Source organism: Pedobacter sp. WC2423 (genome assembly GCF_040822065.1).
GTDB lineage: Bacteria > Bacteroidota > Bacteroidia > Sphingobacteriales > Sphingobacteriaceae > Pedobacter.
Genome location: NZ_CP162005.1, coordinates 5,078,251 through 5,092,320, shown reverse-complemented (window position 1 = coordinate 5,092,320; position 14,070 = coordinate 5,078,251). Strand labels below are relative to the sequence as shown.

Sequence of the window (14,070 nt, the reverse complement as noted above, 5' to 3'; positions counted from 1 at the left end):
ATTAATTAAACAAAGGCAGAAAACCCTGTAATCGCACGACCAACAATTAAGGAGTTTATTTCTTTAGTTCCTTCATAAGAATAAATGGCTTCTGCGTCGGCCACAAAACGGGCCACATCATATTCAAGCAGAATCCCGTTACCACCCATTACTTCTCTCGCCCTGCTCACGACATCGCGGGTTCGCAAAGAACAAAATACTTTAGCTAATGAAGCATGTTCATCAGTTAATAATCCCTGATCCTGTAATTGAGATAAACGGAAACATAAAGTTTGCATCGCTGTCAGATTAGATAACATTTCTACAAGGTGATTCTGGATCAGCTGGAAAGAGGCAATGGGTTTACCAAATTGCTTACGGGTTCTGGTATAAGCCAATGCACTTTCATAGGCGCCGCGGGCACAACCTACTGCTTGCCACGCTACTCCCGCACGGGTCATCCTTAGTACCTTAGCAGTATCTTTAAAAGAATTGGCGTTTTGTAAACGGTCTTGTTCGTCCACTTCGCAATTAGTCAGCGTAATCAAGCCGTTCTGTACAATTCTTAAGGCCATTTTGTCCTGCATTTTCTCTACAGCAAAACCTTTATTGCCTTTCCTGACCAAAAATCCTTTAACCTGATTGTCATCCACATCTCTTGCCCAGATAATCGTTACGTCTGAAAACGTTGAATTACCTATCCATTTTTTCTGACCATTCAGGATCCATTTACTGCCTTGTCTTTTAGCTGTTGTAGTGAGGCCACCCGCAGCCGCAGAGCCAACTTCAGGTTCTGTTAAACCAAAAGCACCAATGATTTTCATCTTTTGCATATCCGGCAGCCATTCCTGCTTTTGAGCTTCTGAACCTAACAGATAAATGGACCCCATTGCCAAACCACTTTGAACACCAAAAAAGGTGGACATGGAAGTATCAATTCTGGCCATTTCCATCGCCAGCATGCCTTCCATTACATTTGATTTACCGGGGCAGCCATATCCCTGATAGGTAAGCCCGCAAATGTTCAGTTCTGCAATCTTAGGGATCAGTTCAAATGGGAACTCCGCTTTCAGCCAGTATTCATTGACCAGAGGTTTAACTTCTTTCTCTAAAAATGCACGCACTTTTAATTGCAGCGCACGATCTTCTTCGTTTAATGCAGTATCCCCTAAATGATAGAAATCTCCGTTAATAGGCGGAAGTTCTTTCTTTTTATGCGGAGTACCCAACATTTTCATTAAACCAGAGAGCTGGGTTTCATCCAGACCGGCTACCGAATCCACTATCTTTTTAAGATCTACTTTTTTTGATAGTGTATCCAGTTTTTCGAGATCTATACTTTGAAAAAGTGTATACGCATTTTTTATTTTAGAGAATATACCGGCCATAATTGAAGCTGTGTTAGATTTATACTAACAACAGCTGACAGCCTCATTTTGTTCCCTAACGCAGTTCGAAAAGGTTATCTACCCCTAAAAGCTTAGGAGAAGTAAACCCTTCCGCATAAGTCGCGCCGATAGGTTTTCCCATCTCTCTGGCTCTCGCAATTACACTTTCAAAAAATTCTGGTGAGGAGATATAAGTTGCGGGGCCATCAAGCTCAGGATTTTTATTTAACTCAGGACTGTGGAACTGGGTTTTAAAAGCTTTAATCGAATTGATCTTTGTTTCTATATAGGGCGTGATATCTATAATCACATCGGGCTTGATATAAGTATCCTGAATATACTGAAGGAATAAGCGTGGTCTCCATGCCTGTTGCACTACACCATTATCTATAGTCTCCACTTTAGGCAAACCAGACAGAAAACAAGAATCGCCAGCTAAAGATGCGGCTCTTCCGTGGTCAGGATGGCGATCACGTATCGCATTGCCCAAAATGATTTCTGGTTGGTATTTGCGGATCATCCGGATTACCTCCAGCTGATGTGCTTCATCATTTTTAAAAAAACCGTCTTTGAACCTTAAATTTTCACGGGCATGCAAGCCTAATATTTTTGCTGAGTCAGCAGCTTCCTGATCACGTGTTTCAGCTGTTCCGCGGGTTCCCAGCTCTCCCCTGGTAAAATCAACTATTCCAACTTTTTTACCTTGGGCAATATGTTTTAAAATTGTCCCTGAACAGCCTAATTCTGCATCATCAGGATGTACAGCTAATACTAATATATCTAATTTCATTGTTTTGTTTTATGATTGATGAGCATATGCTCACCGCTTTAAAGCAGGCGCTGAATTTTCTTTCTGACCTTGGAAGATAACGGTTTGGTAAACGGAAAAAAGTAATCCACTACTTCGCCGTTTTTATTGATCAGATATTTATGAAAATTCCACCTTGGTGTAGACTTAATATGACCATTGAGGTCTTTATTACTTAAGAACTTATAGATTGGATCTGCTTTTGAGCCTCTGACCATGATTTTTTCAAATACAGGGAATTTCACGCCGTAGTTGACTTCACAAAATTCATAGATTGCGGTTCCCACCAGGGGCTCCTGTCCGCCAAAATCGTTGGAAGGAAATCCGAGAACTTCAAACTCTTCCTCGCTTAATGAATCTCTTAGCTCCTGAAGTTCTTTCAACTGAGGGGCAAACCCACAGGCCGAAGCAATATTTACGATCAGAAGTACTTTACCTTTATAATCTGCTAGTTTTTTATCTTTTCCATCGATTAGTTTTGCATTAAACTGGTAAATACTTTGAGGGTTTTCTTCCATGTTTATTGATGATAAAAACCTGAAGACTGAATAATAGATTCTATATCTCTTTCTTCTTCAGGATTATAAGTGCTTTTTAAATTATGGCCCACTACTCTTGCAACAGACTGGTAAATAAAGGCTTTTACACCTCCTTGTGTTTCTTTGACAATTTCATAAGTGGTACGGCCTACTTCCCTGTCAATTAACTTGGTGAGGATCTGCCCCTGCGTAATGGTCAGTTCCTTGATCTCTGTATTAAACATTTTTTTGATTTCAGCATCGCAGGCTTTCACGAGCTTTTTATGTTCTTTGCGATCCGTAGTTACGGCAAGGTCACGTTCCAGTTGTTCATACCTTCTTTTTGCAAAAAGGGCATAAGGCATAACTTTTAGTACATTGTAACGGAGCCTGTTAAAGGCAGCACGGTCTGCTGGAGTTTTAAAAATCCTGGTACCATAGATAACTACCTCATTCAGAGGTATCCATGGTATCATTTCACCATCTTCGTTCGTAGAGGCTACTCTGATGGTATCATTTTTGCCCTTTACAGGAAACTTAACAGGCACAGAACTTTCCTGGGCCTTTAGTTCACCTACGGCAATAATGACAAATAACAGAATAAATAAACTGCAAAATTTCATAAATTTATACTCCCACGAAGTTAAAGCAAATTTAATACATTAGGTTTATAACTAAATCTAATATATTCTTAAACGATTAACAAGCTATAATTATTACGAAAATAATACAAATGAAGAATACCTTAGTGATTGATTTAGAAGCGGAAAAGCAAGAAATCCTGAAGAGGTACCGTGCCCTCTTGCGTGCCTGTAAGCCAACATTACAAAAAGGAGATAAAAAAGAAATCAGAAAAGCATTCGATGTGGCCCTTGAGAGTCATAAAGATATGCGCAGAAAATCTGGTGAGCCTTATATTTATCACCCCATTGCCGTGGCTCAAATCGCTGCTGAGGAAATCGGGCTCGGAACAACATCTATCGTGTGCGCACTATTGCATGATGTGGTGGAAGATACAGATATCACGCTCGAAGATATTGAGAGAGAATTTGGAAAGAAAACTGCCAAGATCATCGACGGCCTGACTAAAATAGCAGGTGTTTTTGATTATAACAGCTCTTTGCAGGCCGAGAACTTCAGGAAAATGCTGCTGACCCTGGCGGATGATGTAAGGGTAATTTTAATTAAACTGGCAGATCGTCTGCATAACATGCGGACCATGGATTTTATGCCAAGGCACAAGCAGTTAAAGATTGCATCTGAGACTATTTACCTGTATGCCCCTCTGGCACACAGGCTGGGTCTGTATGCGATAAAGTCTGAGCTGGAAGATCTTTCCATGAAATACCTGGAACCGGATACCTATAAATTTATTGCAACCAAACTGAATGAGAAAAAGGCAGAACGTACGCTGTTTGTTAAACATTTCGTTGATCCGATCAATGAAATATTAGCAGAACAGGGTTTTGTGGCTAGTATTTATGGCCGGCCAAAGTCTATCCATTCGATCTGGAATAAAATGAAAAAGAAAAACATTCCTTTTGAGGAAGTGTATGATCTTTTTGCTATCCGGATTATCCTGGACAGCTCGCCTGAAAATGAGAAAGCTGATTGCTGGAAGGCTTATTCTATCGTAACTGATTTATACCGTCCAAATCCGGACCGTTTACGCGACTGGGTATCTTCTCCTAAAGGAAATGGCTATGAATCATTGCATACCACGGTAATGGGTCCAAAAGGTCAGTGGGTTGAGGTACAGATCCGTACACAGCGCATGAACGAAATTGCAGAGAAAGGTTTTGCAGCACACTGGAAATATAAAGAATCAAGCAATGACAATGGGCTGGATCAGTGGATCCTGAAAGTCAGAGAGATGCTGAACAATCCCGAAGCAAACGCACTGGATTTCCTGGATGATTTCAAAATGAACCTTTTTTCGGATGAGATCTTCATCTTTACGCCAAAAGGAGCATTGATACAATTACCACTGGGTGCAACTGCACTGGATTTTGCTTTTGAAATCCATACAGATGTAGGCGCCAAATGTATTGGTGCTAAAGTGAACCATAAACTCGTACCGCTTTCTTATAAACTGCAAAATGGTGACCAGGTAGAGATTATAACTTCTGGCAAGCAGGTTCCGAAAGAAGACTGGCTGAATATTGTCGTTACGGCAAAAGCAAAGTCAAAAATCAAATCTTCGTTAAAAGAAGAAAAGAGAAAAATTGCTGAAGGTGGTAAAGAAACTTTGGAACGCAAGCTGAAATCTTTAAAGATTACTTACAATACGGATAACCTGAATAAGCTGAGCTATTTCTTCAAGCTGACTTCTACGCAGGAACTTTTTATTGCTGTGGCTACCGGAAAAATCGAATTGAAAGATCTGAAGGAATACCTGGCAAGTGAAAAGGAAATTGAAAACAGGGGTATTGAACGCAACGACGGACAGCAGATTGAAGCTTTATTAAGTAAAGTAAAAGGTCCTGAGTCTGATATTCTGCTGATTGGTGAAGATCTTCAGAAAATTGATTATACGCTTGCTGCTTGTTGTAATCCCATTCCTGGTGATGACGTATTTGGCTTTGTTACGGTTAGTGAGGGAATTAAAATACACCGCACTAATTGTCCGAATGCTGCACAGCTGATGGCCAATTATGGTTACCGCGTAGTTAAAGCGAAATGGAACAAACAACAGGAACTTACTTTCCTGACCGGGCTGCATATTATTGGAATTGATGATGTGGGGCTGATTAACAATATTACCAAAGTAATTTCTGGTGATTTTAAGGTGAATATGCGTTCTATTACTGTGGACACTGATAATGGTATTTTTGATGGTTCGATTATGATCTTTGTCAATGATAAAGAGCATCTGGACAACCTGATCAAAAATCTTCTGGAAGTCAAAGGGGTGACAGGTGTAACCCGTTTCGACGCTTAAAATTGATTATGCTATAAAAACTGTTTAAGTTTATCTGTTTAAATTGCTTATGAGTCAAAATGAAGCAATAAACAGATAAATTTTAAACAGTTTCATCACGTTCTGTATAAAAAATGATACCTTTGAGAGGAGTTTTAAAACTATGTCTACAAACCATAACAGCGAGTTGGTTAGAAAAATATTCGAAGCTTATCTCGAAAATAAAAGTCTGAGAAAAACGCCTGAGCGTTTTGCCATCTTAGAAGAAATCTATTCCAGAGATGATCATTTCGATGTAGAGACCCTCTACATCCATATGAAAAATCAGAAATACAGAGTAAGCAGGGCTACCGTGTATAATACACTGGAGTTACTTGTTTCCTGTGATCTGGTAACTAAACATCAGTTTGGGAAAAACATGGCCCAGTTCGAAAAATCGTATGGCTACCACCAGCATGATCATGTCATCTGTATTGATTGTGGTAAAGTTGTTGAATTCTGTGATCCAAGGATCCATCAGATTCAGAGCATGGTAGGTGACCTGCTGAAATTCGAAATCAAACATCACTCTTTAAACTTATATGGCAGCTGCTTTGACTGTTCAGCTAAAGCATCCATTAAACAAAAAGAGGATATTAAACACGCAAATTAAACAACACAATTATAATCTTTTCTTAAATTAAAATAATGACGCAAGTAGACGTGCTTCTTGGCCTGCAATGGGGCGATGAGGGCAAAGGAAAAATTGTTGACGTATTATGTCCGCAATATGATTTGATAGCTCGTTTTCAAGGCGGACCGAATGCCGGCCACACCTTAGAGTTTGATGGCAAAAAGTTTGTTTTAAATACTATTCCATCTGGTATTTTCAACAAAGACACCATGAATTTGATTGGTAATGGTGTGGTAGTCGATCCCATCATTTTAAAAAGAGAATTAGATAACCTGAAAACTGCTGGTCATGATCCTGTTGCCAATGGCAAACTGGTGATCGCACGTAAAGCACATCTGATTCTTCCTACTCACCAGTTTTTAGACGCTGCAAATGAGCAGAAAATGGGTAAAGATAAAATCGGTTCTACCCTTAAAGGTATTGGCCCGACTTATATGGATAAAACCGGACGTAATGGTTTACGTGTTGGAGATACCACCCTGCCTGATTTCAAAGAACGTTATAACAAACTGGTTACTAAGCACAAGGAATTACTTTCTCATTATAACTTTGAGTATGACCTGACAGAAAAAGAAGCTGCTTTCTTCGAGGCTATTGAGTTTATTAAAACTATTCCTCATGTAGATAGTGAGCACTTTGTAAACGGTTATCTTAAAGAAGGCAAAAAAGTGCTTGCTGAAGGTGCACAGGGAACATTACTGGATATTGATTTCGGTTCTTATCCTTTTGTAACTTCTTCCAATACAACTACCGCTGGTGCCTGTACTGGTTTAGGTATTGCGCCAAACAAAATCGGAAGTGTGATCGGAATTTTCAAAGCTTACTGCACACGTGTAGGAAGCGGCCCGTTCCCTACTGAACTGGAAGATGAAGTAGGTGAAAACCTGCGCCAGGTAGGACACGAATTTGGTGCAACTACCGGAAGACCACGCCGTTGCGGATGGATCGATCTTCCTGCTTTAAAATATGCAATCATGCTGAATGGTGTGACTGAAATGGTCATGACCAAAGCTGATGTACTGAGTGGATTTGATACCATCTATGCTTGTACGCATTATGAACACAATGGAGAAACGATTGATTACATGCCGTATGACATCATCACGATCAAACCAAACCCAGTTCTGAAAGAAATTGAAGGATGGAAAACTGATATTACTAAAATCACTGAAGTTGATCAGATTCCTGCTCCGCTTGCTTCTTATATCGCTTTCTTAGAAAAAGAATTAGAAGTACCAGTAAGATACCTTTCTGTAGGTCCGGACAGAGTACAAACTTTGATTCTTCCTTAAGAGATTAATTCATATATAAAAGGCGGCCTGGTGCCGCCTTTTTTTATTTAAACGTGTGGAATACCAATTTTCTAATACAATGAATTCCCAGGAACTAATTTCATTTAAACAGAAAGCTTTACAATGGGCCAGTCAATTCGGGGTTTGCTGTTGTTTTGATTCAAATGAATACACTGATCCTTATTCCAAATACGATTTTCTGCTTGCTGCAGGAACTGAACATCAGCTGAATGCTTCCACGGGCAACGCTTTTAAAGCACTCAAAACATTTTCCCAGGCCCACCCGGGCTGGTTGTTCGGTTTGTTGAGCTATGACCTTAAAAACGAGATAGAGGAGCTGGCTTCCGGCAAAGAGAACAAACTTGATTTCCCGGATCTCTTCTTTTTTGTACCGGAATATCTGATTGCAGTTAGTAATGGCTGTATTGAAGTACTGGCGGGGCCTGCGAATTTACTGGAGACCATTCATGGAGTTACACAGCCTGCTATAAATTCTGGTCCTGCTTTACAGCTGGAACCCAAAATGGACAGGGCAACTTATTTGGCCAAAGTCAACGAATTGAGAGATCATATTGCAAGGGGTGATATTTATGAAGTTAATTTCTGCCAGGAGTTCTTTGCAGAAAATGCGGTGATCAATCCTTATGAAGTATATCTTAATTTAAATGAACTATCCCCTACTCCTTTTTCAGGCTTCTTTAAAGTAGATCATAAGTATATTCTTTCTGCAAGCCCTGAGCGGTTTTTATGCAAACGCGGAAATCAGCTCACTTCTCAGCCAATTAAAGGGACTGCTAAACGGAGTCCGGATGCCCTGGAAGATGCACAGATTAAGATCGATTTAAAAAACAATATTAAAGAACAGGCCGAAAATGTAATGATTGTAGACCTCGTACGAAATGATCTGACAAAAAGTGCGGTACCAGGAACAGTTAAGGTCAAAGAGCTTTTTGGGATCTACAGTTTTCCTCAGGTACATCAGATGATTTCTACCATAAGCTGTCAGCTTAATCCTGAACTGCATGCGGTAGAAGCAATAGAAAATGCTTTTCCAATGGGATCTATGACCGGCGCTCCGAAAGTAAGAGCGATGGAATTGATAGAGGAGACAGAATATAGCAGAAGAGGAATTTATTCTGGTGCTTTTGGATATTTTGATCCTGAAGGGGATTTTGATTTTAATGTAGTGATCCGCAGCATCCTGTACAATGAGGAAAAAAAATATCTGTCTTTCCAGGTAGGCGGAGCAATAACTTTTGCTTCTTCTGCGGAAGCGGAGTACGAAGAATGTATGCTGAAAGCTTCAGCAATGATTAAAACCTTAAAAGGGTCGTGTTAGCGACCCTTTTATAGTACCTGCTCAGAAAAAGCATTCTTCTGATTATCTGATTGGCTTTCCTGTAGGAGAGTTAAAATATCTTTGTGCTTCAGGCAAATCTCTTTGAATCTGTGCGATTCTTGTACCATCAGCAGGGTGCGTACTTAAAAACTCAGGTGGTTTCTGTGAACTCTGACTTACAACAGCCATTCTCTGCCAGAAACTAACTGCACTTGAAGGATTGTAACCAGCCATAGACATAAAAATCAGGCCTAAGTGATCGGCTTCTAATTCCTGAGTTCTTGAATTAGGCAACAGGTAAAATCCTTGTGCACTAACGCCGTAGATCTTGCTGATTGCAGCTTGTGTAGTTTCAGACTGACTACCAGCTGCAGCACCCACCAAGCCACCCAAACCTTGAGCTAATGCTGCTTTTGAAGCGCGTTCCGAAGAGTGTTGTGCAATAGCATGTGCAATCTCATGTCCCATTACCGTGGCCAGGCCTGCATCATCTCTAGTGACAGGTAAAATACCAGAATATACAGCAACTTTACCACCTGGCATACACCACGCGTTTACTTCTTTGCTGTCAATCAGGTTAAATTCCCATCGAAAACCCTGGATCTGCGCAGCATAACCATTGGCATTCATATATTTTGTTACTGCTGCCGCAATCTTCTGCCCGACCTGTTTGACTCTCTGGGCATCAGCATTATTTAATATTTTGGTTTTTGGATCTTTTAAAAGTGTGTTGTAACTCTGTGCAGCGGCAGTCTGCATTTCACTTTCATTGACAAAACTTATTCTGTTTCTCCCTGATAAGGGAACTGTAGAGCATGCATAAGTCATAGATACTACAGCAGCAATACCCAGTAACGTTAATTTCTTCATCGGTTTTTTAGTTAGTATTTGTTTTCTTTTTAAACAGATACACTTTAGATTCCTTGCCCTTAAGTAAGCGTTCCAGGTTTTTCTGGTGTGTAACCAATATCAGGATACAAACACACATCCCATACAGAACTTCAGACTTAATTGTGGAATGCAGCACAAAAACAATCCCTAAGGGAAAGGTAAATCCTGCACATATAGAGCTTAGAGATACATATTTTGTAACCAGCAGCACGACCACAAAAACAAGAACACAAAGCATAGCAGCCGGGAAGTTAACTGCTAAAATCATTCCAAAAAGCGTAGCCACCCCTTTCCCCCCCCTGAAACCAGCGAAAATAGGGAATAAATGTCCCATCACTGCTGTTACACCCAATGCGAGTTCATAATTAACAAATTGTGAAGAGTTATGCGGCCCGGTTACCGATAGCCCTATAAAATAGGCAAGCTTGGTCGCAGTGTATCCTTTCGCAATATCGATGGTCATTACTGCCATACCCGCTTTTTTACCCAGCACACGAAAAGTATTGGTTGCACCAGCATTACCGCTGCCGTATTCTCTTACATCAATACCATAAAATGCCTGCCCGATCCAAACTGCCGTAGGTATAGACCCGCAGAGATAGGCTAAAATAACCGCAGAAATAGAGTAGATAGATATCATACCTTAATAGGCTTTTAAACTCATGTCTAAACTTTTAACCGAGTGGGTCAATGCACCCATGGAGATAAAATCAACCCCACAATCTGCATATTCAGTTATATTTTCTTCGGTAATCCCACCAGACGCTTCTGTAGTAAACTGATGATCAATCAATTTAACAGCCTGTTTAAGGTCAGCAAAGCTGAAATTATCCAGCATAATCCTATTTACCTTACCTGTATTCAATACCTGGCTCAATTCTTCCAGGTTTCTTACTTCAATTTCTATTTCAAGTTTTTTACCGTTAGCTGCAAGATACTGATTTGCGGCTGTAATTGCATTAGAAATTCCACCTGCATAATCCACGTGATTATCCTTGATCAGGATCATATCATATAAACCAATCCGGTGATTTATTCCACCACCAATTCTAACTGCCCATTTTTCCAGGTATCTTAATCCGGGAGTAGTTTTTCTGGTATCCAGAATCTGAGTATGATAAGGTGAAAGCAATTGCACCACATGATTAGTCTTGGTTGCAATTCCGCTCATTCGCTGCATACAGTTCAATACCAGTCTTTCGGCCAGTAAAATAGCATGAGAGCTGCCAGTTACTGTAAAAGCTGTATCTCCGTATTTAACCGCATCTCCATCGTTTAAGAAAACTTCTGTCTGAAGTGTGGAGTCTACCTGTTTGAAAATTTCCATTGCAAGTTCTACACCGGCAAGTATACCATCTTCTTTAACCAATAGCCTGGCTTTTCCGGTTGTTCCGGCAGGGATGGTAGACATAGAAGTATGATCGCCATCGCCAAGGTCTTCGGCGATCGAATTTTTTATAAATAGGTCTATTAATTTCTTATCCAAAACATGTATTTTAGATCAAAAATAGCATTTTTACCTAAATTTGCATTACTATTTATCAGGTTCAATCCTTAATTCGGTGATAAAAAAGGTGTTAGCTGTTTTTTTCAGCGTAATTGCCACCCTGAATTTGCCGCTTTTTGTACTCAGCGACAAGATGCCAAACCGATAATTAGGATTGGTATTGATGAGATGTACAACTGTTGAATTCACCGCTGTATTTTTTGTAAAAAAATCTCTGAGTATCTGTTCAGCCTGTGCTTTGGTGTATACATCTTCTTCCTCATTTATGGTCAGCTCTACAGACGGAGAAAAATTTTTACTGATTTCTTTTGAATTCGCAGACTTGAATAAAGTCGATATAGCATCAACAATATCTCCTTGAATTAATCCAGGATGGAATAACTGGGTCAAAAAAATCAATGTCGAAATCATGGGTCTAATCATATTCTAAAGATAACAATTATTCTGCACACAAATTATGCCATTAAATATTAGTGATTCACCTTTAACCAAATACCTGTTCAGCTATTAAAAAAATCAGCAATCGGGAAGTAAATTTCAGTGATGAAGATCAAAGGAGTGTATAAATTACAATTAGATGCTTCATCAAAATCAATAAGAGTTATATTTGTTTGACATTATTTATCAGCGAAATATCAATTCAATTTAAATGAATAATAAAAAAGTGATGCTCCTCATTCTTGATGGATGGGGTTACGGAAAACAAGATAATTCAGACGCCGCTTACGCAGCAAACACACCTTTCTTTGATTCTTTACTGAAAAACTACCCGAATTCAAAACTTGAAGCATCTGGTGAGGCCGTAGGCTTACCTGCCGGACAAATGGGAAATTCTGAAGTTGGACACATGAATCTTGGTGCTGGAAGAGTAGTTTACCAGGAACTGGGAAGAATTAACAAAGCAATCAGCGATGGCTCTATCCTAACTAATCAGACTTTGGTTGATGCTTTTGATTATGCGAAGAAAAACAATAAAGCTGTTCATTTTATCGGATTAGTATCTGATGGGGGTGTACACGCCCATATCAATCATTTAAAAGGATTATGTGATGCAGCAAATGATCAGGGACTGAAAAATGTTTTTATTCATGGCTTTTTAGATGGCAGGGATACAGACCCGAATTCAGGGTTAGGTTTTATTAAAGAACTGGATGCCCATTTAAAAACTTCTGCAGGTAAAATAGCCAGCTTAATTGGCCGTTACTATGCGATGGACAGAGATTCACGCTGGGAACGTGTTAAAGAAGCTTATGATGTAATGACTAAAGGGGTCGGTTTGCATACGCAAGATCCTTTAAAGGCGATTGAGCAATCTTATGCTGATGGCATTACTGACGAATTTGTGAAGCCTGTCGTAGTTACCGGAGCAGACAATCAGCCGGTGGCAGTTATTGCGCCTGATGATGTAGTGATCTGTTTCAATTACAGAACAGACCGTGGCAGAGAAATTACTGCTGCCCTGACTCAGAATGACTATCCAGAATTTGAGATGCATAAATTACCATTGTACTATGTTACAATGACTACTTATGATGAGAATTTTGAGGGTGTAAAAGTTATTTTCACTAAGGATGACCTGACAGAAACACTGGGAGAAATCTTAGAAAAAAACCATAAAAACCAGATCCGTATTGCGGAAACAGAAAAATATCCTCACGTAACCTTCTTTTTCTCTGGCGGCAGAGAACTGGCCTTCGAAAACGAAAAGAGACTTATGATCCCTTCTCCGAAAGTAGCGACTTATGACCTTCAACCAGAAATGAGCGCTCAGGGAATTACCGATGCGATCACTAAAGAACTGGAAACAGGCTGGGCAGATTTCATTTGTCTGAATTTCGCAAATCCGGATATGGTAGGTCATACTGGTGTATTTGAAGCTGTTGTTAAAGCTGTGGAAACTGCAGACCGTTGTGCACAGGAAGTTGTGACCAAAGGTCTTGAAAATGGCTATTCTTTCCTCATACTGGCAGATCATGGGAATTCAGAATATATGGTGAATAACGATGGTTCTGTAAATACTGCACATACCACTAACCTGGTTCCTTGTATTTTAGTAGGTACTGATTATACGACTATTGCTGATGGTAAATTAGGTGATGTTGCACCTACAATCCTGAAGTTAATGGGAATTGAAAAGCCTGCGATCATGACAGGAAATGAATTGATATAATGAAGAAACTGTCATTCCTTTCTTTAAGCATTTTAGTTTTTGCGGCCTGTACTTCTACAGCGCCCAAAAACAAGCATGCACCTTTGGCTTATTTCGATCTGAAGGATTATATAGCGAAGGAGGCTAAACGTTTAACGGCATTAAATCCTGAGATTGATAAAACCGTTATTGTGAATAAAGCCTCGGAACGTAAAAAACTGAAGATTGCAGACTGGCCAAAAGAATTATCCTCTTTTTCTGATGCTGACATCAATAAATCTGCCTGGCAGGGATTGTTTACAACAGAAAAAACTAAAGATTCAGAAACTTATCTTTCCGACAAGGAGAAGGTACCCGTAAAATCGCTTGTAGTAAACTATAGAAATGGTAAGATTTACGGCATAAAGCTGCTGATCAGCAATACCAATTCACTGTATACTTCAAATGATACGCTTTCTTACTTTCCTGATAGCTTATATGAGGTCAGGAAAACGCAGAACATTAAACTGCTGAATGGAAAAAGTTATGCAATTACAGGAAGATTCAAATAAAATCTGTTGATCTTCAAAAAATATTATCAATAAAAAAAGCCAGAGATTAATCTCT

14 protein-coding genes are annotated in these 14,070 nt (G+C 39.6%); 6 read left to right on the top strand and 8 right to left on the bottom strand.

Features of this window, described 5'->3' with window-relative positions:
- Nucleotides 1-5 precede the first annotated feature (5 nt).
- The 4 genes from AB3G38_RS21290 to AB3G38_RS21275 are packed head-to-tail and all read right to left on the bottom strand — an operon-like array spanning nucleotide 6 to nucleotide 3,316.
- Nucleotides 6-1,367: an acyl-CoA dehydrogenase family protein gene (locus AB3G38_RS21290; protein WP_367865722.1), complete on the bottom strand. Its 1,362-nt coding sequence runs from the start codon at nucleotides 1,365-1,367 to the stop codon at nucleotides 6-8.
- Nucleotides 1,368-1,422: 55 nt separating this feature from the next.
- Complete coding sequence (bshB1, locus tag AB3G38_RS21285) at nucleotides 1,423-2,157, bottom strand: bacillithiol biosynthesis deacetylase BshB1 (protein ID WP_367865721.1); 735 nt, start codon at nucleotides 2,155-2,157, stop codon at nucleotides 1,423-1,425.
- A 38-nt stretch (nucleotides 2,158-2,195) separates the two neighbouring features.
- Complete coding sequence (locus AB3G38_RS21280; protein WP_367865720.1) at nucleotides 2,196-2,693, bottom strand: glutathione peroxidase; 498 nt, start codon at nucleotides 2,691-2,693, stop codon at nucleotides 2,196-2,198.
- A 2-nt stretch (nucleotides 2,694-2,695) separates the two neighbouring features.
- Entirely contained in the window at nucleotides 2,696-3,316 is a 621-nt protein-coding gene (locus AB3G38_RS21275; protein WP_367865719.1) for a DUF4294 domain-containing protein, read from the bottom strand.
- 110 nt (nucleotides 3,317-3,426) lie between these two features.
- Here AB3G38_RS21275 and AB3G38_RS21270 point away from each other — a divergent pair, with 110 nt between their 5' ends.
- The 4 genes from AB3G38_RS21270 (at nucleotide 3,427) to AB3G38_RS21255 (ending at nucleotide 8,917) form a co-directional block, all read left to right on the top strand.
- A complete protein-coding gene (locus AB3G38_RS21270; RefSeq protein ID WP_367865718.1) occupies nucleotides 3,427-5,634 on the top strand; it encodes a bifunctional (p)ppGpp synthetase/guanosine-3',5'-bis(diphosphate) 3'-pyrophosphohydrolase in 2,208 nt (735 codons plus the stop codon).
- 142 nt (nucleotides 5,635-5,776) lie between these two features.
- The gene (locus AB3G38_RS21265) at nucleotides 5,777-6,265 is read left to right on the top strand and encodes a Fur family transcriptional regulator (protein WP_367865717.1); all 489 of its coding nucleotides are present in this window, start codon (nucleotides 5,777-5,779) and stop codon (nucleotides 6,263-6,265) included.
- 35 nt (nucleotides 6,266-6,300) lie between these two features.
- On the top strand, nucleotides 6,301-7,578 hold the full coding sequence (locus AB3G38_RS21260) for an adenylosuccinate synthase (RefSeq protein ID WP_367865716.1): 1,278 nt from the start codon (nucleotides 6,301-6,303) through the stop codon (nucleotides 7,576-7,578).
- Between the two features lie 79 nt (nucleotides 7,579-7,657).
- Nucleotides 7,658-8,917, top strand: coding sequence for an anthranilate synthase component I family protein (locus AB3G38_RS21255; RefSeq protein WP_367865715.1), 1,260 nt, complete (start codon nucleotides 7,658-7,660; stop codon nucleotides 8,915-8,917).
- Between the two features lie 42 nt (nucleotides 8,918-8,959).
- Here AB3G38_RS21255 and AB3G38_RS21250 read toward each other — a convergent pair whose 3' ends face one another.
- Genes AB3G38_RS21250 through AB3G38_RS21235 form a run of 4 tightly spaced genes read right to left on the bottom strand, consistent with a single transcriptional unit; the run spans nucleotide 8,960 to nucleotide 11,738 of the window.
- Nucleotides 8,960-9,787 carry a M48 family metallopeptidase gene (locus tag AB3G38_RS21250; protein ID WP_367865714.1) on the bottom strand — a complete coding sequence of 276 codons (828 nt, stop codon included), beginning with the start codon at nucleotides 9,785-9,787 and terminating at the stop codon, nucleotides 8,960-8,962.
- Nucleotides 9,788-9,794: 7 nt separating this feature from the next.
- Nucleotides 9,795-10,448: a glycerol-3-phosphate 1-O-acyltransferase PlsY gene (gene plsY, locus AB3G38_RS21245; RefSeq protein WP_111635935.1), complete on the bottom strand. Its 654-nt coding sequence runs from the start codon at nucleotides 10,446-10,448 to the stop codon at nucleotides 9,795-9,797.
- Between the two features lie 3 nt (nucleotides 10,449-10,451).
- On the bottom strand, nucleotides 10,452-11,294 hold the full coding sequence (gene nadC / locus AB3G38_RS21240) for a carboxylating nicotinate-nucleotide diphosphorylase (RefSeq protein WP_367865713.1): 843 nt from the start codon (nucleotides 11,292-11,294) through the stop codon (nucleotides 10,452-10,454).
- A 48-nt stretch (nucleotides 11,295-11,342) separates the two neighbouring features.
- Nucleotides 11,343-11,738: a DUF4783 domain-containing protein gene (locus AB3G38_RS21235; protein WP_367865712.1), complete on the bottom strand. Its 396-nt coding sequence runs from the start codon at nucleotides 11,736-11,738 to the stop codon at nucleotides 11,343-11,345.
- Between the two features lie 226 nt (nucleotides 11,739-11,964).
- On the opposite strand from AB3G38_RS21235, the gene gpmI reads away from it, so the two are divergent.
- A complete protein-coding gene (gene gpmI / locus AB3G38_RS21230) occupies nucleotides 11,965-13,485 on the top strand; it encodes a 2,3-bisphosphoglycerate-independent phosphoglycerate mutase (RefSeq protein WP_367865711.1) in 1,521 nt (506 codons plus the stop codon).
- Nucleotides 13,485-14,015 (top strand): hypothetical protein, encoded by a 531-nt coding sequence (locus tag AB3G38_RS21225; RefSeq protein WP_367865710.1) that lies wholly within the window; start codon nucleotides 13,485-13,487, stop codon nucleotides 14,013-14,015. Before gpmI ends, AB3G38_RS21225 begins: the two co-directional genes overlap by 1 nt.
- Nucleotides 14,016-14,070 lie beyond the last annotated feature (55 nt).

Coding starts and splice junctions, on each gene's coding strand:
- AB3G38_RS21290 (WP_367865722.1), bottom strand. CDS start 1,367: ATGGCCGGTATATTCTCTAAAATAAAAAATGCGTATACACTTTTTCAA.
- bshB1 (WP_367865721.1), bottom strand. CDS start 2,157: ATGAAATTAGATATATTAGTATTAGCTGTACATCCTGATGATGCAGAA.
- AB3G38_RS21280 (WP_367865720.1), bottom strand. CDS start 2,693: ATGGAAGAAAACCCTCAAAGTATTTACCAGTTTAATGCAAAACTAATC.
- AB3G38_RS21275 (WP_367865719.1), bottom strand. CDS start 3,316: ATGAAATTTTGCAGTTTATTTATTCTGTTATTTGTCATTATTGCCGTA.
- AB3G38_RS21270 (WP_367865718.1), top strand. CDS start 3,427: ATGAAGAATACCTTAGTGATTGATTTAGAAGCGGAAAAGCAAGAAATC.
- AB3G38_RS21265 (WP_367865717.1), top strand. CDS start 5,777: ATGTCTACAAACCATAACAGCGAGTTGGTTAGAAAAATATTCGAAGCT.
- AB3G38_RS21260 (WP_367865716.1), top strand. CDS start 6,301: ATGACGCAAGTAGACGTGCTTCTTGGCCTGCAATGGGGCGATGAGGGC.
- AB3G38_RS21255 (WP_367865715.1), top strand. CDS start 7,658: ATGAATTCCCAGGAACTAATTTCATTTAAACAGAAAGCTTTACAATGG.
- AB3G38_RS21250 (WP_367865714.1), bottom strand. CDS start 9,787: ATGAAGAAATTAACGTTACTGGGTATTGCTGCTGTAGTATCTATGACT.
- plsY (WP_111635935.1), bottom strand. CDS start 10,448: ATGATATCTATCTACTCTATTTCTGCGGTTATTTTAGCCTATCTCTGC.
- AB3G38_RS21235 (WP_367865712.1), bottom strand. CDS start 11,738: ATGATTAGACCCATGATTTCGACATTGATTTTTTTGACCCAGTTATTC.
- gpmI (WP_367865711.1), top strand. CDS start 11,965: ATGAATAATAAAAAAGTGATGCTCCTCATTCTTGATGGATGGGGTTAC.
- AB3G38_RS21225 (WP_367865710.1), top strand. CDS start 13,485: ATGAAGAAACTGTCATTCCTTTCTTTAAGCATTTTAGTTTTTGCGGCC.